Genomic DNA, 21341 nt, shown 5'->3' with positions numbered 1-21341 from the left:
TAAAGGTTATTACACTGACTTTTCCGAAAATTGTGGTAAAATATAATTAAGAAAGAACAAGGAGGCACTTACTATGATTACTTACAAAAATATTTTAATCGCAGTTGACGGTTCACATGAAGCGGAATGGGCATTTAACAGAGCAGTTGGTGTTGCTAAACGTAACGATGCGAAGTTAACAATTGTGAATGTAATTGATTCAAGAACGTATTCTTCTTATGAAGTTTATGATGCTCAATTTACTGAAAAATCTAAGCATTTTGCAGAAGAATTATTAAATGGTTATAAAGAAGTAGCTACTAACGCTGGTGTTAAAGATGTAGAAACGCGTCTAGAGTTTGGCTCTCCTAAATCTATCATTCCTAAAAAGCTTGCACATGAAATTAATGCAGACTTGATTATGAGTGGTACATCAGGCTTAAATGCCGTGGAAAGATTTATTGTTGGTTCTGTATCAGAATCTATCGTTCGTCATGCGCCATGTGACGTGTTAGTTGTTCGTACTGAAGAGTTACCAGCAGACTTCCAACCACAAGTTGCAACAACTCAATTACGTGAAAAATATCAAAATTAAATATAGATGATCATTAGATAACTACTTGATCATTATGAACCAAGTGCAACTTTCTGCACTTGGTTTTTTATTGTTTATAAATAAAACTCATTTAATAATGTTTTCATAATCTTCTTCGACTACTTAATTCTTTAAGATATTCGTGAAAAGAGACATTACACTAGTTAATTTTCAAACAATACAAAAAGCGTCTACCTCCTACATATAATTGTAGCGGAGATAGACGCTTAATATTTATTTAAAAATTATTTTAAACCACCGAATGTCATAACATCACGGGCAATCATACTTTCTTCATCTGTTGGAATAACGACAACTTTAACTGGTGAATGAGGATAGTTAATAAATCCTTCTTTACCACGTAGTAAGTTTTCATTTTTCTTAGGATCCCAGTAAACACCCATAAATTCTAAGCCTTCAAGAACTTTCGCACGAATTTCTACTGAGTTTTCACCGATACCTGCTGTAAATACGATAACATCAACACCATGCATTCTCGCAGCATATGATCCAATATATTTGTGAATTTTAGAAGCAAATACATCTAAAGCCATTTGTGAACGTGCTTTACCTGATTCAGCTTCTTCTGATAAGTCACGTAAATCACTAGATGTACCTGATAATCCTAATAAACCTGATTCTTTGTTTAAGATTTCCAATACTTGTTCAGCAGTTTTACCTGTTTTTTCCATAATAAATGGAATTAAAGCAGGGTCAATATTACCAGAACGAGTACCCATTGTTACACCAGCAAGTGGTGTGAAGCCCATTGATGTATCAATAGATTTACCGCCATCGATAGCTGCAATTGATGCTCCATTACCAATGTGACATGAAATAATACGTAAATCTTCAATTGGCTTATCTAACATTTCTGCCGCTCTTTGTGATACAAATTTATGGCTTGTACCATGGAAACCATACTTACGAATGCCATAATCTTTATAATAATGATATGGCAAGCTATATAGATATGCTTTTTCAGGCATTGTTTGATGGAATGCTGTATCAAAAATTGCCACATGAGGGATATTTGGTAATAATTTACGGAAAGCACGAATACCCATCAAGTTAGCTGGGTTGTGAAGCGGTGCTAATTCGCTTAATTCTTCAATTTCCTTTTCAACCTCATCAGTAATAGCTACTGATTCAGGGAATTTTTCACCACCATGTACAACACGGTGACCTGTTCCATCGATATCGTTAATATCATTAATAATATTATGCGCTTTAAAAGCATCCAACATGATATCAACTGCCTCAACGTGATCCTTGATATCTTGTACTGTTTTAACTTTTTCCCCGTTGACTTCAATTGTAAAAATTGAATCCTTCAATCCGATTCTTTCTATTAAACCTTTTGTTACTAATTCCTCTTCAGGCATTCTAATTAATTGAAATTTTAATGATGAACTACCAGCATTGATAGCCAAGATTAATTTTGACATAAGTAATGATCCTCCATCGTTTGCTTTTTATACTATTTCATTTCTCATTTTATCATTCATACAGTTTTATGACTATACTATTACAGATTATTTTTTAGGACGATTTGTGTCCATCCACTGATTTAACTCTGTCATAAATCCTTGAAATTGTGAAGGATTTTTGAAATCAGGAATATTTGCCAATAATACTTCAACTGGCTTTGTTTCACCCGATTTTTTCTTTTGTAAAATTAATATAGATTTTCGCGCTTTTTCATTTTTAAATAAAGTTGGTGGTAAATTTAAAAATGCTTGCATCTCTGTCTCTGTTGCAATATATTTTTCAAGCTGTTTTACATGTTCACCTGTAAAAATATTACTTGGTACCACTAGAAAGGCATATCCAGCATCTTTTAATGCATTTATTGCTTGTTCTATTAATAAATAATGTGAATAACTATGTCCTTCTTCAAAACCTAGCTTAAACTCCATACTTCTTTCATCAATTGGATAATAGCCTACTGGAAAATCACCAATAACGATATCTGCTTCTTCTAATGGTAGTGGCATGATGGCATCTTGAGGATACACATCGAAAGGAATTTCTAAGAAGTTTGCTAAATGTACACTAACACGTGATAAAACTGGATCAACTTCAATTAAATGATGCATAACCGCAATTTCAGGTAACACTTCTTTTACAGTAGCACTTAAATGACCGGCACCACTTGCAATATCAACAATATGTAATTCTTCTTGGTTGTTCATAAAACGCTCAACTAAAAATCCTAGTATCAATCCAATTGAATCTGGTGTAATTTGATGATTTGCTTGTATCTTTTCTTCCTGCATTAAACTTAAATATGCAAATTGGAATGCTTTACGTCGATCTTGTAACGTCGATTGTTCTAACAATCCTCTTTCATTGGTATATACTTGTTCCATTGCTAGCCCAAGATTTTCAATAAAACTTTGGCCATTTTCATTATTTAATGTTTTAGCTTTTTCATCTAATGTATGAAACAAGCGTTCCATAATTGTTTGTTGTTCTGCCATATTCGTCCCTCTCCAATAAAAAGTGCCCATAGGTCTTAGCAATCATAGAAAACAATTCTATTTTAATGCTGTTGACAACGATGGACACGATGTATACATTTTAAGATTTATCTCTTTAATGATTAAATATTTTTGTATGCAGCTAAAGCAGCATCAAAATCTGGGAAATCAGTACCTTCACTAACGATTTCTTTATAAACAACTTTATTATCTGCATCTAATACAAATACTGCACGAGCTAATAAGCGAAGTTCTTCCATAACAACGCCATAGTTTTCACCAAATGATAAGTCACGGTGGTCACTTAATGTAATGACATTGTCTAAACCTGCTGAAGCGCACCATCTTTTTTGTGCGAATGGTAAGTCTGCTGAAATTGTAAGCACAATCCCCTCTTCTTTAGAAGCATCAGAGTTGAATTTGCGAGTCTGCTGATCACAAACACCTGTATCAATTGATGGTACCACACTAATTAATTTCTTTTTACCAGCATAATCTGCTAATGTTACTTGATTTAAGTCATTATCTAACACTGTAAAATCAGGTGCAAAATCACCTTCATTAATTTGTTGACCTTTTAAGTGGATTGGTCCACCTTTGAATGTTATTTCAGTCATATACTTGACCTCCTGCATTTTAAAATTCTAACTACATCATACGACAATTTATGGTTTGATTACAATTTTCATGCTTTAATCAAAAGCAAATTTAATTTTATACAAATTGTTGAATATAATCAAAAGCATTTTTTAAAATTAAAATAGCAGTAATAATAATAAATAATACTTTTACATAACCAACACCTTGTTTAATAGCAAAATGAGCCCCAGCATACGACCCAGCAATCATACTTATAGCCATAATTAAACCTATTACATAATCTACTTGTCCTAATACCATAAATAATACAAGCGCACCTATATTAGAAGCAAAGTTCAAAACTTTAGCATTTCCTGCTGCACTTAAAAAATCAAAACCAAAGACTAACAATACAAAAAGCATAAATGAACCTGTTCCCCCACCTACAAATCCATCATAAAAGCCGATTAATATAAAAAGTGCTGCAAACATTATGGCTTTCTTAAATGTAAATTGAGTATACGTACGTGTATTGCCCCAATCTTTTTTAAGTAATGTGAATATAAACACCGACGAAAGTGCAATAATGATTAGAGGTTTCAATATTTGTGACGGAACCATCGTTGCAATATATGCGCCACATGCAGATGCCAAAAATACAAAACCAAATAATTTGGCAACAACAAATAAGTCCACTTTACCGGACCTTATAAACTTTATCGTACTAGTTAAAGAACCAAATGAACTTGCCAATTTATTTGTACCTAAAGCCACAGATGGTGGTAGACCGATTGCTAATAATGCTGGCGTAGAAATTAAACCGCCACCCCCTACAACCGAATCTATAAACGCCGCGATAAAACCAAATAAAATTATGATTATAATCATCGTTAAGTTCAAATCCATAGTTTAACATCCCCTTATGTTTAAATTTACTCTAGGATTTTATTTATAAAAAGTCGTTTATTAATTGGTTTGTTTGCTGTTCTTTAATAGTTTTATAATCACTAGTTATTTCAAGTGTTTCAATATTTTCAACAGCACGATTAATCATCTCTTCAAAATCAAAGACACTTTCATATTGGACTACCTTATCAAAGTTTGGTTCGGTTACTGGATTTTTAGGGGTGAAAATTGTACAACAATCTTCAAATGGTTGAATAGATGTTTCAAATGTACCAATTTCTTTCGATTTATTAATAATTTCTTCTTTATCGTAAGTTAATAAAGGACGTAATACAGGAGTAGAAGTTACATTATTAATTGCATACATGCTATGAAGTGTTTGACTGGCTACCTGCCCTAGGTTTTCACCATTTACAATAGCTAAAGCCCCTATTTGATGTACTAATTTATCAGCAACACGCATCATCATACGTCTCGTTGAAGTCATTGTATATCTTGGATGTACAACTTTATTTACCTGTTTTTGCAATTCTGTAAATGGTACAATATGCAATTTAATTGGTCCAACACGTTCAGCTAAAATACGTGTCAATTCAATAACTTTTTCTTTTGCTTGATCACTTGTAAATGGTGGACTATGGAAATGAATCGCTTCAATTGTTACGCCACGTCTCATCACTTCCATCCCAGCAACTGGTGAGTCTATACCGCCTGAAAGCATTAGTAACGTCTTACCACCAGTACCAACTGGTAATCCGCCTGAACCCGGTACAACTTCTTCATACATATAAATTGCATCTAATCTAACTTCCACTCGAATTTCATGATCTGGACGTTTGACATTAACAGAAACATTTTCAATTTGTTTCAATACGGTACCACCCAATTCACGTTGTAATTCATACGTATCCATTGGGAAATTTTTATCGGCACGCTTCACATCAATTTTAAATGTGCTGTTTTCTTCAAATTGCTGCGCAAATTTAATTGCCGCTGCACTCATTGCCTCTAATGTTTTTTCTACTTTTAATACTGGACTAATAGATTTAATACCGAAAATTTTTGATAATCGATATGTTATTTCATTTATATCTGCATGGTCTTCAAGTTCAATGTACATACGATCTCGTTTGCCTTTAACGACAAACCCATCAAGTCCTTTTAATGACTTATTTACATTATTTCTTAATTGATTTACAAATTTTTTTCTATTTGAACCCTTTAATGTTAACTCCCCGTATCTAACAAGCAAGTGATCATACTTCATTATTTTAGCAACTCCTTAATTTCCTCATAAATGATGATAAATATTTCTTTAAACCTTGCTATATCTTCTTTAGTTGTAGTAGCCCCAAATGATAATCTTATACTACCTTCAATAGATTTGTCTGATAATCCCATTGCAGCCAATACTTCATTTAATTTATTACGTTTAGATGAACAAGCACTCGTCGTAGATATCATAATGTCATATTTTGAAAAAGCATTAACTAATACTTCACCTTTTACGCCAGGAAAACTAATATTTAAAACGAATGGTGAACCTGAAGTTGAAGAATTAATATAAACTCCATGATATTTATTTAAAAATTGACGGACGTCATTATTTAACTCAGTAACAAATGCATTCAATGCTTCAAAGTTTTCATTAGCTATCTTCATCGCTTTAACCATTGCAATATCATTTGGCAAATTAACTGTTCCACTTCTAACACCATATTCTTGACCACCACCATGGACAGTTGGTTCAACATTTTGAATGTGATTTACAAGTAAGACGCCTTGGCCTTTTAAACCATTAAACTTGTGTCCACTTAAACTAATACTATCTACGTTATTGAAATCCATTGAAATTTTGCCGAATGCTTGAACCGCATCTACATGAAAATGTGCCTTAGGATAATTTTTTATAACTTTAGCCATTTGTGGAATAGGCTGTATTTGTCCTGTTACATTATTTACATACATACATGTTACTAAACCGACTTTGTCTGACATTAATTCTTTGAAGTGTTCTAAGTTAATACTGCCATCTTTCTTTACATCAACATATTTAACTTTAAATCCTTCGTGTGCTTCCAAATATCTTACAACCTCTAATACGGATGGATGCTCTAACACGGATGTAATTATTTCCTTAGCTGTATCAAATTTACGATAGGCAATACCTTTTAAAGCAAGATTATTGGATTCTGTTGCACCACTAGTGAATACAACATCATAATTTGTTTTTGAATTAATCATTGCATTAATTTGGGCTTTTGCTTGTTGTAGTAATTGATTTGCCTGCAAACCAGCTTTATGCGGACTATTCGGATTATAATACATTGATTGATTTACTTTTAAATAAGTATCTAACACTTCTTCAAATGCTTTCGTCGTTGCCGCATTATCTAGATATATCAAAATAAACACTTCTCTTTCATTAATCATCAATCGTTAAAATTGTTTTACTCAAGCATTATACTATTATCACATAAAAAATAAAGGCTATAGCGCAAAATAATCTTATTTCTACTTATTAAATAAGAATTAGACTATTTCACTCTATGCATACAGCTGTGGAACGACGCATTTTCACTACTTATATTAATTAAAACAACACTTTTGATTACGTTTATCTTTAAACAATTGCTATTTATATTTATTGTCCCTTTCATTTATCCATATAAAAAAGAAGCTAGACAACGTATCGTTGGCTAACTTCAATTATTAAACTCATCAGTCCAATTTGACAGAGTGCTCATATTATTTAAGTATAACTACATACTAGTTTCTATTGCTTAATAACTTCTTCTTCAATATGTTTAGTGACACCTGGCTCAACACTTTCAAGAGCTTGCTCTGCAATTTCAATCGCACGCTTATAGCGATTATTTTTAAATAATCGTTCAGCTTCATTTAAGCTCTTATCAACATTGCTATAGTCCTTACGATATCTATTTCCATATTGAATTAATTTCTCTGCATAAACAGCATTAACAAGAACATCATTTGCTTCATCTTCAAATGTATTCATTTGAATCACAATTTTAGACACTTTATCTTTTAACTGTTTAACGTGTATTGGACGTTCACTAAATTGTTCGTTAACATCACGAACTTCATGATCAATTTCATTTTTCATGATGATAAACCTTTCAGGAACGCTTGTTAGGTTAGAAGCAAGTAATCGACGATACACTTCTTCTTTCTTCGATTGTACTCGTAGCAGATTGTCTTCTGCTTCTGCTTCATCTTCACGCAATTGAATCAGATGATTTTGTAGCTTTTCTTGTTTGTCATTAATAACTGTGACATGATCTTCTAAATATTGTAAATTATCCTGAACCTCGCTATATCGCACAGCAGATTTAGACATTTCTTTTAAAATATCATCATATACAGAAATTAAACTTTGAATTTCATTTTCAAATTGACGAACACTTTGAGCATCAGATTCATTTATATAGTAGTTTTCACGTACATATTCAATTTCTGTTTGCAATGTATAATTCATGTCTTTAGCTTTGAATAAGTTATCCGTAATGATATCTTTTGTTTCTTCGACATCATTTTTAGCTTTAACTTCATGTTCAATTAAATCATACATGTCATCTAACTTATCATTGATATTAGCTAGTTTATCATTAGCTTCTTCTAATTCTAAGCGGCTAATTAATGGTTCAACGAAACTAAGCTCTGTTTTTAAGCTTTGTAATGTACTGTCTACTTTTACGTGATCCAGATCATACCCTTCAACTTTAAGATCACGGCAACCATATTTTAAATCTTGGAATTGACCAGGTAATTCTTTTTGAGTTTCTCTAATTAATTCTGGTATTTCTTCCATATAAGATCTTAGCTGTTTCATTTGTTCATTCAAGGCAGCTATATGGTTGTGCGCTTGTACATAATTACCATCAGCTTTTAGTACTTCATATTGCTCTAACCTTGGCTCAAACTTTTCAATTTCAGTTTCAAGTAGACTTGCTGCCTCACCAAATTGATGACGATTTGCTAAAACATCACGTTTCATTTCACGATAATCAACCTTACATTTGTCATATAATTCATCATTATCTTTGTATAACGCAATAATTTCATTTACATCTTCTAATTGTTGCTGATAGCTTTGTTCGTAACTATCCATCAACTCATTTGCATCATCAATTTCACTTTGAGATGCGTTGAAACTAAATTTATCTAATAAAGCCTCAGCATTATGGATTTTTTCTTCCACAGGAGCTAGATACTTATTTGTACTTTCTACGTTGTCCTTTTTCATTGCATCGTATTTCGTTTTTGTTTCACCTTTTAAATTCAACTTAGATAATTGTGCAAGGTTTTGATCAAAAGGTAACGTCTCAATTTCATTTTTACGTTCGATTGCTTTTTCAATAATTTGTCGTTTATTTGAACGTAAATAGAATAATACACCTACAGCAATCAATATAATCACAATTATTGCCAAAATGATATATAACACCATATGCTTCTCCTCCTAATTTATCATTACTATTATAACGTAATTTTGCTTAAGGATAAATTATAAAATGAATTTATTGCCATAATATTTTCGAAATTCTATACTATTATAAAATCTATGAAAATAAGAGGTTTTAAATATGACAACAATTAACCCAACAAACTACACATTATTAAAGAAACAAGCAGCAAGCCTTATTGAAGATGAACATCATATGATTGCTATTTTAAGTAATATGTCTGCCTTATTAAATGATAATCTAAATCAAATTAATTGGGTCGGCTTTTACTTATTGGAACAAAATGAACTTATACTTGGACCTTTCCAAGGGCACCCCGCTTGTGTCCACATTCCAATTGGAAAAGGTGTATGTGGTACAGCCGTTTCAGAACGTCGTACACAAGTTGTAGCTGATGTCCATCAATTCGAAGGACATATCGCTTGTGATGCTAATAGTAAGTCTGAGATTGTCGTTCCAATTTTCAAAGATGATAAAATTATCGGCGTCTTAGATATCGATGCCCCTATAACGGATCGATTTGATGACAATGACAAAGAACAACTTGAAGCAATTGTTAAAATTATTGAAAAGCAACTCGCATAAAAGGACATCAGCATTTTCAATAAAGTGTTGACAGTTAGCAGGAAAATGTTACAATAATCTTTGTGTGAATTAACGAAAGTAGCAGTTGTATATTATTGAGCGCTATGTTGTTCCCAATGCGGACGTGTCACGTAACTGTCGCTATAAGGTGAAGACACATAAAACAATATATCTTAGTAAGCATGCAACACTCTTTTTTGTTTATTCATAACAACAAAAAAGAATTAAAGGAGGAGTCTTATTATGGCTCGATTCAGAGGTTCAAACTGGAAAAAATCTCGTCGTTTAGGTATCTCTTTAAGCGGTACTGGTAAAGAATTAGAAAAACGTCCTTACGCACCAGGACAACATGGTCCAAACCAACGTAAAAAATTATCAGAATATGGTTTACAATTACGTGAAAAACAAAAATTACGTTACTTATATGGAATGACTGAAAGACAATTCCGTAACACATTTGACATCGCTGGTAAAAAATTCGGTGTACACGGTGAAAACTTCATGATCTTATTAGCAAGTCGTTTAGACGCTGTTGTTTATTCATTAGGTTTAGCTCGTACTCGTCGTCAAGCACGTCAATTAGTTAACCACGGTCATATCTTAGTAGATGGTAAACGTGTTGATATTCCATCTTATTCTGTTAAACCTGGTCAAACAATTTCAGTTCGTGAAAAATCTCAAAAATTAAACATCATCGTTGAATCAGTTGAAATCAACAATTTCGTACCTGAGTACTTAAACTTTGATGCTGACAGCTTAACTGGTACTTTCGTACGTTTACCAGAACGTAGCGAATTACCTGCTGAAATTAACGAACAATTAATCGTTGAGTACTACTCAAGATAATACGTTCAATACAAACACCCACAATTGTGGGTGTTTTTTTTATTAATTTAAAAATGATAGATTCAAAATTATATGGAGCTACCCTATTTTACAATCAACTTAGAATTTACAAGTCTTATTTGTTTAATTATCTTTAGTATTTCATCATTAGTTTTTAAAATTATCAATTGCGATATACGAATCCTCATCCCTCTATCAAATTACCATTCATCGTCTCACTTAATAAATAATTTCGGATTATCTGTAATTAATCCATCTACACCCATTTGTCTTAATTTTTCTCCAGTTTTCAATTTACTAACTGTGTATGGCATAACCTGTAATTGATGATGATGTGCTTTATCAACAAATTTTCTGGTCACTAATGCATAATTAGGATTAACATAACTAGCAATTTGAGCAATTCTTGAAAAGTTTGGCTTTTTATACCAATAATTACGTTTACTACAAAGCACACCTAATTCATATATACTGCCCAATGTGTTTAACTTTTCGATGCATTCGATATCAAAAGATTGTATAACTACTTGTGTCGCATCGACTTTCTTTTCTTCCAAAAATGCCAGCAATTTACATTCTATTTCTGGATATAAATTCGGACTTTTCAATTCAATCAATAGCTTTTTATCATACTTTAAGCATAATGAAAGTACTTCATCTAACGTGGGTATTCGTTCTCCCTTAAAAGCAACATCTTTATAACTACCAAAATCAAATGATTTTAATTGCGATAATGTGTAATCAGAAATACGCCCCTTACCATCCGATGTTCTATCAATTGTTTCATCATGTATCACAACAAAATGTTGGTCTTTGGTCAAATGAACATCTATTTCTAACATAGCAACATTGAGCCCCATTACCTCTCGATAACCGACCATTGTATTTTCAGGAAAATCACTCGGCAATCCACGGTGCGAAACAATTTGTAATTCATCTTTCAGTTTATTCAGAGTCATTGATAAGTCACCTTTCTGTTAAACTTTGATAAACTATTCTAAAATTAAACTATCACAATTATATTGGAGGTTAAAGCAATTGCATCAACATGACTTTAAAGTCCAAACTTCTTGGCAAGGTGGTCGTAACAATGTCGGAAACGTTCAAGGCGACATACTTTCAGAGAATATTTCTATACCTGCTTCCTTAGGTGGTGTTGGTTTAGGAACAAATCCCGATGAATTGTTAGTATCAGCCGCTTCATCATGTTATATCATCTCATTAGCAGCTACTCTTGAACGTGCAAAGTTCACAGATATTTCAATTGAACAACAATCGATTGGAACAGCTTGTTTAAATAACGGAAAATTCAGTATGTCAAAAATTGTGCACCATCCTCAAATTCAAATTCCAAGTGATCAAATAGCACAATTAGAAAAGCGATTACCAAAATTGATAACAATTGCAGATAATAATTGCATGATTTCAAATGCTGTAAGAAATAATGTGGACATAAAAATTTATCCCATCATTCAGGCCAAATAAAATCTTTAAGTGATAACGTTTGTTCGACAATATAGCGTTATCACTTTTTTAGGCTTTTAAATTTTCAGAAAATTTGCTAAAATAGTGAAATCTTATTTATAGGAGGCATATAAATGTATTATCATCAACCGTTGTTATTAACACCTGGCCCAACCCCTGTACCTGATGCCATTATGAGAGAAATTCAAGCACCTATGGTTGGTCATCGTTCTAAAGATTTTGAAGACATCGCACAACAAGCATTTCAAGGTCTAAAGCCAATATTTGGGAGTCAAAATGATGTACTTATTTTAACATCTAGCGGTACAAGCGTCTTGGAGGCTAGTATGTTGAACATTGTAAACCCTGAAGATCACTTCGTTGTCATTGTTTCAGGTGCCTTTGGTAACCGATTTAAACAAATTGCACAAACTTATTACAAAAATGTGCATATTTATGACGTAACATGGGGAGAAGCTGTAGATGTCAAAGATTTCATCAATTTCCTTTCAACTTTAAATGTTGAAGTGAAAGCAGTATTTAGTCAATATTGCGAAACATCTACGACAGTGCTACACCCTATTCACGAGTTAGGAAATGCCATCAATCAATTTAATAGTAATATTTATTTTGTAGTTGACGACGTAAGTTGCATTGGTGCTGTTGATGTTGACATTAACAAAGATAAAATTGATGTACTTGTTTCTGGTAGTCAAAAAGCAATTATGTTACCTCCAGGATTAGCTTTTGTAGCTTATAGCCACCGTGCAAAAGAACGTTTCAAAGAAGTAACTACGCCAAAATTTTATCTAGACTTAAATAAATACATTTCGTCACAAGCTGACAATTCTACACCGTTCACACCAAATGTGTCTTTATTTAGAGGTGTAAATGCATACGTTGAAACCGTAAAAGCAGAAGGTTTCAATCACGTAATAGCACGACACTATGCAATTAGAAATGCATTAAGAAGCGCCTTAAAAGCATTAGATTTAACTTTATTAGTCAATGATAAAGATGCATCTCCAACGGTTACAGCATTCAAACCTAATACAAATGATGAAGTGAAAATAATCAAAGATGAACTTAAAAATCGGTTTAAAATAACAATTGCTGGTGGTCAAGGCCATCTTAAAGGTCAAATTTTAAGAATTGGTCATATGGGGAAAATTAGTCCTTTCGATATTTTATCGGTAGTATCTGCTTTAGAAATTATTTTAACTGAACACCGTAAAGTTAACTATATCGGTAAAGGTATATCAAAATATATGGAGGTTATTCATGAAGCAATTTAATGTACTCGTTGCAGATCCCATATCAAAAGATGGTATCAAAGCATTATTAGATCACGAACAATTCAATGTAGATATTCAAACTGGCTTGTCCGAAGAAGCATTAATCAAAATTATACCTTCATACCATGCTTTAATCGTTCGTAGTCAAACTACGGTTACTGAAAATATCATAAATGCTGCTGATTCTTTAAAAGTAATCGCACGCGCCGGTGTTGGTGTAGATAATATTAATATTAATGCTGCAACATTAAAAGGTATTTTAGTTATTAATGCCCCAGATGGTAATACGATTTCAGCTACTGAACATACACTGGCAATGTTATTATCAATGGCACGAAATATTCCGCAAGCACACCAATCACTTACAAATAAAGAATGGAATCGAAATGCATTTAAAGGTACTGAGCTTTATCATAAAACATTAGGTGTCATTGGTGCTGGTAGAATTGGTTTAGGTGTTGCTAAACGTGCGCAAAGTTTCGGAATGAAAATACTAGCTTTTGACCCTTACTTAACGGATGAAAAAGCAAAATCTTTAAGCATTACGAAGGCAACAGTTGATGAGATTGCCCAACATTCTGATTTCGTTACATTACATACACCACTAACACCTAAAACAAAAGGCTTAATTAATGCTGACTTTTTTGCCAAAGCAAAACCTAGTTTGCAAATAATCAATGTGGCACGTGGTGGTATTATTGATGAAAAGGCGCTAATAAAAGCATTAGACGAAGGACAAATTAGTCGGGCAGCTATCGATGTGTTTGAACATGAACCTGCAACTGACTCGCCTCTTGTTGCACATGATAAAATTATTGTTACACCTCATTTGGGTGCTTCAACAGTCGAAGCTCAAGAAAAAGTGGCAATTTCTGTTTCAAATGAAATCATCGAAATTTTAATTGATGGTACTGTAACGCATGCAGTGAATGCACCTAAAATGGACTTAAGCAATATAGATGATACTGTAAAATCATTCATCAATTTAAGCCAAACAGTTGGTGAATTAGCTATTCAATTAATGTACAATGCACCAAGCTCTATTAAAATTACGTACGGTGGCGACTTAGCCTCTATTGATAGTAGTTTATTAACACGTACAATTATTACTCATATTTTAAAAGATGATCTTGGTCCTGAAGTCAATATTATCAATGCTCTAATGTTGTTAAATCAACAACAAGTGACATTAAATATTGAAAATAATAAAGCAGAGACAGGTTTTAGTAACTACTTAGAGGTAGAACTATCAAACGATAGCGATTCCGTTAAAGTTGGCGCTTCTGTCTTTACAGGTTTCGGTCCAAGAATTGTTAGAATTAATAATTTTTCTGTAGACTTAAAGCCAAATCAATATCAAATTGTGTCATATCATAATGATACTCCAGGTATGGTAGGAAAAACTGGCGCATTGTTAGGTAAATACAATATCAACATTGCATCTATGACTTTAGGTAGAACTGAAGCGGGCGGAGATGCGCTAATGATTTTATCCGTTGATCAACCTGTTTCAAACAATATAATTGATGAACTTAAACAAGTTGGTGAATACAATCAAATTTTCACAACTGAATTGACGGTACAGTCATAAACAATTTATGTAAATTCAAAATGCCAAGAAGACATTGGATTACTTCCATTGCTTCTTGGCATTTTTTCATTATTAATTTCATTGTAACTCAATATGAAACCTTTGGTTCAATCATTCACTTCAAGTTGTGCTGTCAAACAACAATCAAATTACAAATTATCTAGTACACCTCTAAGTTCACCTAAATGATTAATAACATAGTCGGCATGATGCGCTTCTAACTCACCTGCAGCATCCTTACCTTTTAAACCTGTTAATGTTCCAATAAACGTTGCACCTATTTTTTGAGCACTTAATAAGTCAGCTAACGAATCGCCTACTATAAATACGTCATCTTTATTTACAATGTTATCTTGCTTATTGATATAAGATTCATATTTATCGCGATTATTACCATATAAAGCTGCGATATAACTAAAAGGATTCGGCTTTCCTAATGGTCGTGCTTGCGGATACATATTCTCTGCTTCTAAAACATCACTTGCTGTTGCAATAAAATCAGCTTCAAAATATGGTAACAATCCTAAATTTTCAAATGGCACAACAGTCTCAGTATAAGGACGACCTGTTGCAATACCTAATTCGAAACCAGCACCTTTTAAATCATTCAGAAGTACCTTAACTTCATCTACTGGTCTCAAAATAATTTCTTGATAAATATAACCTGTCTTAAAAGTAGTTCGTGCTATTTTCTTTTCAACATCTTCATACAACTTCGATCCTAAATACCATTCTTGATAAACTTCTTGCGCTAACGTCCATAATGCACCCTTCAAACTAAATAAAGTAGCATCCGAAACATGTAACTCTGTTGTTGCAAACTCTTCCAAAGCAGCATAAATATTATTTTTACCAACTTTTACATTATCCAAAAATTGTAAAGGTAGTTGTTCATTTAAATTAAAACAGTCTGCTAAGTTTGTGCTTATATTTTGCAACTTCAATTCGACAGGCTCATCTTGATACATGAATGCCTCAATTTCATCATGTGATAACTTTTTCAAAATATCAATTAAATGAATACTAAAAACGATAAATAACATATCCCAATTTGAATTTAGCCCTAGCGATTTTAATTTGTTTAAAATCTTATCTTTTTGAAAAATTCGATTCCTAATGTCTTGTATATCGTTATCAGTCAAAGTTTCCCAATCTATATGTGAATGAAGACCTAAATAACACTTATCCATTAATAATTCATATACCGTTAATGCAGAGACATCGAAACAACGTTCTTCACTTAAAAAAACGCCATCAACATCAAATAAAATTTTCTTCACAATCCCCACTCCATTTCTGAAAATTCAGATATAAATCATTCTACTATTTGACTAAAAAAAGCGCAAACCCTATTGAAGTTGGATTTGCGCTTTAGCTGTTTAAATTTTATAAATGTTTTTCAATTTCATCAGCAACCTGCTGTACGTGTGTACCGACAATAACTTGAGTTGAATGTTTACCATTAACAGTAACACCAACTGCACCGGCGTTTTTAATCTTCTGTTGATCAATAATAGATGTGTCTTTTAACTCTAGACGCAACCTTGTTGCACAATTAGTTAAATTAACAATATTCTCTTGACCACCTAAACCTTCTAATATTTGTATAGCATGTTGATGATATTTACTTTGTTTAATATCATTTTCACCAGGAGCAATATTATCTTTTACAACTGTTGGATCAACTAATTCATTTTCACCTCTACCAATCGTATTCAAGTTAAATACTTGGATTACTACACGGAAAATCACATAGTATAAGATGAAAAATACAACACCTTGAACAAGCAACATCAATGGATGATTTGATACCGGATTAATTAGTGATAACACATAATCTATCAAACCTGCACTAAATGAAAATCCAGCTGTCCAATGGAATGTAGCTGCGATAAATAAAGATAATCCTGTTAATAACGCATGAACAACATATAAGATTGGCGCAACAAACATAAATGCAAACTCAATCGGCTCTGTAACACCAACGAAAAATGCTGCAACTGAACTCGCTAGGAACCAACCGTAAACTTGTTTTTTCTGAGTCGTTTTAGCTGTATGATACATTGCTAACGCAGCCGCTGGAATACCGAACATCATGATTGGGAAGAATCCCGCTTGATAGCGTCCTGTAATACCTTTTATAGCATCTTTGCCACTTTGGAATTTACCAATATCATTAATACCAATCGTATCAAACCAGAACACACTATTCAGTGCATGATGTAATCCTGTAGGAATTAATAGTCTGTTAGCAACACCATATATGAAAGCACCAAACGATCCTAAACCAACTATAGATTCACCAAATTTTACAATCCATGAATAAAGTAGTGGCCATAAGAATAACAATATGACAACTAAAAATGTACAGTAAAATGCAGTCATAATTGGAACTAGACGTTTACCACTAAAAAATGATAATGCTAATGGTAATTCTGTTTCACTAAACTTATTGTATGCATAAGCTGCTATTAAACCTATTACAATACCAACAAAGACATTGCCATTATTCATCTTTTCAAAAGCTGAATTTATTTCCGAAGCTTTCATTCCTAATAAAGGCGCTAATTTCATTGGTGATAATACAACTGTAACTAAAAAATATCCTAACGTAGCTGCAAGCGCGACTGCACCATCATTTTTCTTTGCCATTCCTATAGCTACACCAATTGCAAATAAAATACCTAATTGCTCTAAAATCGTAGTACCTACCGTAGTAAAGAACATTGCGATTTTCGGCGTCGCATGAAGTGCATTTAACGTATTACCAATTCCGGCAATAATTGCTGCAGCCGGTAAAATGGCAACTGGTAACATTAACGAACGCCCTAAATTTTGGAAAAATTTATACATTGAATGTCATCCTTCTTAAAATAAGGTAGAAATATAAAGATTACTAATGTAACTAGAATAACTACTTCGATACTCCGTTATAGTCACCTAGGCTTACTAACCAGCTATATTTCTACCTCAAGTTATTTTATAAACTTTTTACAATTTCATGCAATTCTTGTTGTAACTTTGCTGTTCGTGTTTCAATCTCTTTTGTAATATAATCGATACGCTCGTTTCGTTTTAAATCTTTAGGTAAATCGTTAATATCGATTGGTTTACCAATATTTATGTATGCTTGTCCTGTTAAAAGACCGTGAATCTTAGTAGGACCAACATAAGCAACAGGTAATATTGGTGACTTACTTAACATTGCAATTGTTGAAGCACCACGTTTCAAAGGTGCACCTTCTTGCGATGTGCGAGAACCTGTTGGGAAGATACCAACTGTCTTATTATCTTTCAACAAATTGATTGGGCGTTTTAAAGTACTAGGTCCTGGATTTTCACGATCTACAGGAAATGCATTTAAAGACGTTAAAAATTTACCAATCCATTTATTTTTGAATAATTCTTTTTTAGCCATATAATGAATTTGATTAGGATATAATGCCATACCTAGCATAATGACTTCGTTATAACTTTCATGCGTACAAGTTACGACATATTTACTATCCTTAGGAATATTATCTTTACCGATTACGTATAATGATTTTGACATTTTAACTAAAATGAAATTCAAAATCTTACTAATCACTGAATACATTGTGCCACCTACTTAACTTATTTGTTTATAACAACTAGATTTTATCACTATATTTTTACTAGAACAAGATAGTCTGAAAATACATCTAAAGTTGTATAGTGTATTACTAGCAATAATTATAAAAAAAAGACATAATTAAAGCATATATAAATCATATAATGGAGGTTAAGTATGTCAGATTTTAATCATACAGATCATTCTACAACAAACCATAGCCAAACACCTAGATACAGAAGACCTAAATTTCCATGGTTTAAAACAGTCATCGTTGCATTGATTGCTGGAATTATTGGTGCACTTCTAGTACTTGGTATAGGCAAAGTATTAAATAGTACAATTTTAAATAAAGATGGTTCAACTGTTCAGACAACAAATAATAAAGGTGGCAATCAATTAGACGGTCAAAGCAAGAAATTCGGTACCGTTCATGAAATGATAAAATCTGTCTCCCCTACAATTGTTGGAGTTATTAACATGCAAAAAGCATCAAGTGTAGACGACTTATTAAAAGGCAAATCATCTAAACCATCTGAAGCTGGAGTAGGTTCAGGTGTTATCTATCAAATAAACAACAATTCAGCTTATATCGTTACAAACAATCATGTTATTGATGGCGCAAATGAAATTAGAGTCCAATTACATAATAAAAAACAAGTTAAAGCGAAATTAGTTGGTAAAGATGCAGTAACTGATATTGCTGTACTTAAAATTGAAAATACAAAAGGTATTAAAGCGATTCAATTCGCCAACTCTTCAAAAGTACAAACTGGCGATAGCGTATTCGCAATGGGTAACCCATTAGGATTACAATTTGCTAACTCTGTAACATCTGGTATCATTTCAGCAAGCGAACGTACTATTGACGCTGAGACAACTGGTGGCAATACAAAAGTCAGCGTTCTTCAAACAGATGCTGCTATTAACCCAGGTAACTCAGGTGGCGCATTAGTAGATATTAATGGTAATTTAGTTGGTATTAACTCAATGAAAATTGCTGCGACACAAGTTGAAGGTATCGGGTTTGCTATTCCAAGTAATGAAGTTAAAGTAACAATTGAACAACTTGTAAAACATGGTAAAATTGACCGCCCTTCGATTGGTATTGGTTTAATTAATTTGAAAGATATTCCTGAAGAAGAGCGCGAGCAACTTCATACTGATAGAGAAGACGGTATTTATGTCGCCAAAGCTGATAGTGATATTGATCTTAAAAAAGGTGATATTATTACAGAAATTGATGGCAAGAAAATTAAAGATGATGTTGATTTAAGAAGCTATTTATATGAAAATAAAAAACCTGGTGAATCAGTCACTGTTACCGTTATCCGTGATGGTAAAACAAAAGAAGTTAAAGTGAAATTAAAACAACAAAAAGAACAACCAAAACGTCAAAGCCGATCAGAACGTCAATCACCTGGCCAAGGCGATAGAGATTTCTTTAGATAATTTACAGACAGAAAAGTACATTAAGAGCCTACTCATTACATTCTTAGGAATGAATATGAGTAGGCTCTAATTTATTTAGCTATGCAATTATATTTATTGATAGTTAACCATGAAGTATTTTTTCTTACCGCGACGAATAATCGTAAATTCGCCATCAATTTTATCTTCTGGTGCTAAAGCATAATTAACATCTTGTTGTCTCTCACCATTAATATAAATCGCACCATTGTTAACATCTTCACGTGCTTGTCGTTTAGAAGGAGAAATGCCTGTTTCAATAAGGACTTCAACGATATTTGTTGTGTCATTTGATAATGTCACTTGAGGCACATCTTTAAATCCATCTTTTAATTCTTTCGCTGATAATGATTTTAAATCACCACTAAATAATGCTTGTGAAATACGGATTGCATCATTTAATGCATCTTCACCATGAATAAATTTAGTTACTTCTTCAGCTAATGTTTTTTGAGCTTCACGTAAATGCGGTGCTTCATTTTTAGATTGTTCTAAGCGATCAATTTCTTCTTTTCCTAAGAAAGTAAAGTATTTTAAGAATTTAATTACATCTTCGTCTGATTGATTAATCCAGAATTGATAAAATTCATAAGGACTTGTTTTTTCAGCATCTAACCAAACAGCACCTGACTCAGACTTACCAAATTTCTTACCATCTGATTTAGTTACAAGCGGAATAGTTAAACCGTATGCGTCTGTTTGACCATACATACGACGCATTAATTCAATACCACTTGTGATATTACCCCATTGATCTGATCCACCTACTTGAATCTTACAATTCAATTCTCTATTCAAATGACCGAAATCAATAGCTTGTAAAATCGTGTATGTGAATTCTGTATATGAAATACCATGTTCTAAACGACTTTGGATTGAATCTTTACCTAACATGTAATTAACGCCGACGTGTTTACCATAGTCACGTAAAAAGCTAATTAATGAGATTTGTCCTAACCAGTCTCTATTATTAACAAGCACTGCACCATGGTCTGTTCCAAATTCAAAAATATTGTGCATTTGCTTACTAATACCTTCGATATTTTTATCTACTTGTTCTTCTGTTTGTAGCACACGTTCTTCTGATTTACCTGATGGATCACCAATCATACCTGTACCACCGCCAATTAAAACGATAGGACGATGTCCATGTTCTTGAAAACGTCTTAATGTTAAGAATGGTAGTAAGTGACCAATATGTAAACTATCTGCCGTTGGATCGGCACCGCAGTATAACGTCACTTGTTCTTTATTTAATAAATCTTCAATACCTTGTTCATCAGTTTGTTGATAAATAAGACCTCTCCATTTTAAATCTTCAATTAATACATTCGTCATTATTATTTCCTCCTATTTATAATTATTTATTGAATACTTGTTAAAATACTTTAAAGTTTTTTGAACGTAAAAAAAACCCTTACAACAAATATGTAAGGGCGCGATTGCACGTTACCACCAAACTTAAACAT

21 protein-coding genes are annotated in these 21341 nt (G+C 32.7%); 9 read left to right on the top strand and 12 right to left on the bottom strand.

Features of this window, described 5'->3' with window-relative positions; translation table 11 throughout:
* Positions 1-73 precede the first annotated feature (73 nt).
* Positions 74-574 (top strand): universal stress protein, encoded by a 501-nt coding sequence (locus HMPREF3247_RS06955; protein ID WP_000634175.1) that lies wholly within the window; start codon positions 74-76, stop codon positions 572-574.
* Between the two features lie 245 nt (positions 575-819).
* On the opposite strand, the gene HMPREF3247_RS06950 is transcribed toward HMPREF3247_RS06955, so the two are convergent.
* The 6 genes from HMPREF3247_RS06950 to HMPREF3247_RS06925 form a co-directional block, all read right to left on the bottom strand.
* Positions 820-2022 carry an acetate kinase gene (locus HMPREF3247_RS06950; RefSeq protein WP_000040063.1) on the bottom strand — a complete coding sequence of 401 codons (1203 nt, stop codon included), beginning with the start codon at positions 2020-2022 and terminating at the stop codon, positions 820-822.
* Positions 2023-2109: 87 nt separating this feature from the next.
* Positions 2110-3057: a class I SAM-dependent methyltransferase gene (locus HMPREF3247_RS06945; protein WP_000840582.1), complete on the bottom strand. Its 948-nt coding sequence runs from the start codon at positions 3055-3057 to the stop codon at positions 2110-2112.
* 122 nt (positions 3058-3179) lie between these two features.
* Positions 3180-3674, bottom strand: coding sequence for a thiol peroxidase (gene tpx, locus HMPREF3247_RS06940; protein WP_000136253.1), 495 nt, complete (start codon positions 3672-3674; stop codon positions 3180-3182).
* A 97-nt stretch (positions 3675-3771) separates the two neighbouring features.
* On the bottom strand, positions 3772-4542 hold the full coding sequence (locus HMPREF3247_RS06935; protein ID WP_000365319.1) for a sulfite exporter TauE/SafE family protein: 771 nt from the start codon (positions 4540-4542) through the stop codon (positions 3772-3774).
* Positions 4543-4585: 43 nt separating this feature from the next.
* On the bottom strand, positions 4586-5809 hold the full coding sequence (gene thiI / locus HMPREF3247_RS06930) for a tRNA uracil 4-sulfurtransferase ThiI (protein WP_000872670.1): 1224 nt from the start codon (positions 5807-5809) through the stop codon (positions 4586-4588).
* Positions 5809-6957, bottom strand: coding sequence for a cysteine desulfurase family protein (locus tag HMPREF3247_RS06925; protein WP_072398148.1), 1149 nt, complete (start codon positions 6955-6957; stop codon positions 5809-5811). The genes thiI and HMPREF3247_RS06925 overlap by 1 nt, the downstream gene beginning before the upstream one ends.
* A 144-nt stretch (positions 6958-7101) precedes the next feature.
* Here HMPREF3247_RS06925 and HMPREF3247_RS06920 point away from each other — a divergent pair, with 144 nt between their 5' ends.
* Complete coding sequence (locus HMPREF3247_RS06920; protein ID WP_031866186.1) at positions 7102-7245, top strand: hypothetical protein; 144 nt, start codon at positions 7102-7104, stop codon at positions 7243-7245.
* A 73-nt stretch (positions 7246-7318) separates the two neighbouring features.
* On the opposite strand, the gene ezrA is transcribed toward HMPREF3247_RS06920, so the two are convergent.
* Positions 7319-9013, bottom strand: a complete 1695-nt coding sequence (ezrA, locus tag HMPREF3247_RS06915; RefSeq protein ID WP_000244865.1) for a septation ring formation regulator EzrA — start codon at positions 9011-9013, stop codon at positions 7319-7321.
* A gap of 136 nt (positions 9014-9149) precedes the next feature.
* Between ezrA and HMPREF3247_RS06910 the strand changes: the two genes are divergently transcribed.
* Both HMPREF3247_RS06910 and rpsD read left to right on the top strand, forming a co-directional pair.
* Positions 9150-9614: a GAF domain-containing protein gene (locus tag HMPREF3247_RS06910; RefSeq protein WP_000207853.1), complete on the top strand. Its 465-nt coding sequence runs from the start codon at positions 9150-9152 to the stop codon at positions 9612-9614.
* 243 nt (positions 9615-9857) lie between these two features.
* Positions 9858-10460 (top strand): 30S ribosomal protein S4, encoded by a 603-nt coding sequence (gene rpsD, locus HMPREF3247_RS06905; protein ID WP_000090512.1) that lies wholly within the window; start codon positions 9858-9860, stop codon positions 10458-10460.
* 215 nt (positions 10461-10675) lie between these two features.
* Here rpsD and HMPREF3247_RS06895 read toward each other — a convergent pair whose 3' ends face one another.
* On the bottom strand, positions 10676-11419 hold the full coding sequence (locus HMPREF3247_RS06895) for a glycerophosphodiester phosphodiesterase (protein ID WP_000174286.1): 744 nt from the start codon (positions 11417-11419) through the stop codon (positions 10676-10678).
* 79 nt (positions 11420-11498) lie between these two features.
* On the opposite strand from HMPREF3247_RS06895, the gene HMPREF3247_RS06890 reads away from it, so the two are divergent.
* From HMPREF3247_RS06890 to HMPREF3247_RS06875, 4 genes are all read left to right on the top strand, one after another.
* A complete protein-coding gene (locus tag HMPREF3247_RS06890) occupies positions 11499-11945 on the top strand; it encodes an OsmC family protein (protein ID WP_000553929.1) in 447 nt (148 codons plus the stop codon).
* 113 nt (positions 11946-12058) lie between these two features.
* A complete protein-coding gene (locus HMPREF3247_RS06885) occupies positions 12059-13219 on the top strand; it encodes a pyridoxal-phosphate-dependent aminotransferase family protein (protein WP_070866215.1) in 1161 nt (386 codons plus the stop codon).
* Positions 13206-14810, top strand: coding sequence for a phosphoglycerate dehydrogenase (gene serA, locus HMPREF3247_RS06880; RefSeq protein WP_000808850.1), 1605 nt, complete (start codon positions 13206-13208; stop codon positions 14808-14810). The genes HMPREF3247_RS06885 and serA overlap by 14 nt, the downstream gene beginning before the upstream one ends.
* A gap of 93 nt (positions 14811-14903) precedes the next feature.
* Complete coding sequence (locus HMPREF3247_RS06875; RefSeq protein WP_031789489.1) at positions 14904-14999, top strand: hypothetical protein; 96 nt, start codon at positions 14904-14906, stop codon at positions 14997-14999.
* On the opposite strand, the gene HMPREF3247_RS06870 is transcribed toward HMPREF3247_RS06875, so the two are convergent.
* The 3 genes from HMPREF3247_RS06870 to HMPREF3247_RS06860 all read right to left on the bottom strand — a co-directional run bounded on the left by HMPREF3247_RS06870 (position 14960) and on the right by HMPREF3247_RS06860 (position 18408).
* On the bottom strand, positions 14960-16090 hold the full coding sequence (locus HMPREF3247_RS06870; protein ID WP_000721707.1) for an HAD family hydrolase: 1131 nt from the start codon (positions 16088-16090) through the stop codon (positions 14960-14962). The genes HMPREF3247_RS06875 and HMPREF3247_RS06870 overlap by 40 nt on opposite strands.
* 106 nt (positions 16091-16196) lie before the next feature.
* Positions 16197-17663, bottom strand: a complete 1467-nt coding sequence (nagE, locus tag HMPREF3247_RS06865; RefSeq protein WP_000276367.1) for an N-acetylglucosamine-specific PTS transporter subunit IIBC — start codon at positions 17661-17663, stop codon at positions 16197-16199.
* 127 nt (positions 17664-17790) lie between these two features.
* Positions 17791-18408 (bottom strand): lysophospholipid acyltransferase family protein, encoded by a 618-nt coding sequence (locus tag HMPREF3247_RS06860; RefSeq protein ID WP_000287588.1) that lies wholly within the window; start codon positions 18406-18408, stop codon positions 17791-17793.
* A gap of 171 nt (positions 18409-18579) precedes the next feature.
* Here HMPREF3247_RS06860 and HMPREF3247_RS06855 point away from each other — a divergent pair, with 171 nt between their 5' ends.
* Positions 18580-19854 (top strand): S1C family serine protease, encoded by a 1275-nt coding sequence (locus HMPREF3247_RS06855; RefSeq protein ID WP_001279338.1) that lies wholly within the window; start codon positions 18580-18582, stop codon positions 19852-19854.
* A 93-nt stretch (positions 19855-19947) separates the two neighbouring features.
* On the opposite strand, the gene tyrS is transcribed toward HMPREF3247_RS06855, so the two are convergent.
* A complete protein-coding gene (gene tyrS / locus HMPREF3247_RS06850) occupies positions 19948-21210 on the bottom strand; it encodes a tyrosine--tRNA ligase (RefSeq protein WP_000186029.1) in 1263 nt (420 codons plus the stop codon).
* Positions 21211-21341 lie beyond the last annotated feature (131 nt).

It is taken from the genome of Staphylococcus sp. HMSC36A10, from assembly GCF_001838845.1.
Classification (GTDB): Bacteria; Bacillota; Bacilli; order Staphylococcales; family Staphylococcaceae; genus Staphylococcus; species Staphylococcus aureus.
This window is presented reverse-complemented; position numbering and strand designations above follow the sequence as displayed.

Bases quoted from the DNA above. Each gene is read 5' to 3' on its own strand.
- HMPREF3247_RS06955 (WP_000634175.1), top strand. From the start codon at position 74: ATGATTACTTACAAAAATATTTTAATCGCAGTTGACGGTTCACATGAA.
- HMPREF3247_RS06950 (WP_000040063.1), bottom strand. From the start codon at position 2,022: ATGTCAAAATTAATCTTGGCTATCAATGCTGGTAGTTCATCATTAAAA.
- HMPREF3247_RS06945 (WP_000840582.1), bottom strand. From the start codon at position 3,057: ATGGCAGAACAACAAACAATTATGGAACGCTTGTTTCATACATTAGAT.
- tpx (WP_000136253.1), bottom strand. From the start codon at position 3,674: ATGACTGAAATAACATTCAAAGGTGGACCAATCCACTTAAAAGGTCAA.
- HMPREF3247_RS06935 (WP_000365319.1), bottom strand. From the start codon at position 4,542: ATGGATTTGAACTTAACGATGATTATAATCATAATTTTATTTGGTTTT.
- thiI (WP_000872670.1), bottom strand. From the start codon at position 5,809: ATGAAGTATGATCACTTGCTTGTTAGATACGGGGAGTTAACATTAAAG.
- ezrA (WP_000244865.1), bottom strand. From the start codon at position 9,013: ATGGTGTTATATATCATTTTGGCAATAATTGTGATTATATTGATTGCT.
- HMPREF3247_RS06910 (WP_000207853.1), top strand. From the start codon at position 9,150: ATGACAACAATTAACCCAACAAACTACACATTATTAAAGAAACAAGCA.
- rpsD (WP_000090512.1), top strand. From the start codon at position 9,858: ATGGCTCGATTCAGAGGTTCAAACTGGAAAAAATCTCGTCGTTTAGGT.
- HMPREF3247_RS06895 (WP_000174286.1), bottom strand. From the start codon at position 11,419: ATGACTCTGAATAAACTGAAAGATGAATTACAAATTGTTTCGCACCGT.
- HMPREF3247_RS06885 (WP_070866215.1), top strand. From the start codon at position 12,059: ATGTATTATCATCAACCGTTGTTATTAACACCTGGCCCAACCCCTGTA.
- serA (WP_000808850.1), top strand. From the start codon at position 13,206: ATGAAGCAATTTAATGTACTCGTTGCAGATCCCATATCAAAAGATGGT.
- HMPREF3247_RS06875 (WP_031789489.1), top strand. From the start codon at position 14,904: ATGAAACCTTTGGTTCAATCATTCACTTCAAGTTGTGCTGTCAAACAA.
- nagE (WP_000276367.1), bottom strand. From the start codon at position 17,663: ATGTATAAATTTTTCCAAAATTTAGGGCGTTCGTTAATGTTACCAGTT.
- HMPREF3247_RS06860 (WP_000287588.1), bottom strand. From the start codon at position 18,408: ATGTATTCAGTGATTAGTAAGATTTTGAATTTCATTTTAGTTAAAATG.
- HMPREF3247_RS06855 (WP_001279338.1), top strand. From the start codon at position 18,580: ATGTCAGATTTTAATCATACAGATCATTCTACAACAAACCATAGCCAA.
- tyrS (WP_000186029.1), bottom strand. From the start codon at position 21,210: ATGACGAATGTATTAATTGAAGATTTAAAATGGAGAGGTCTTATTTAT.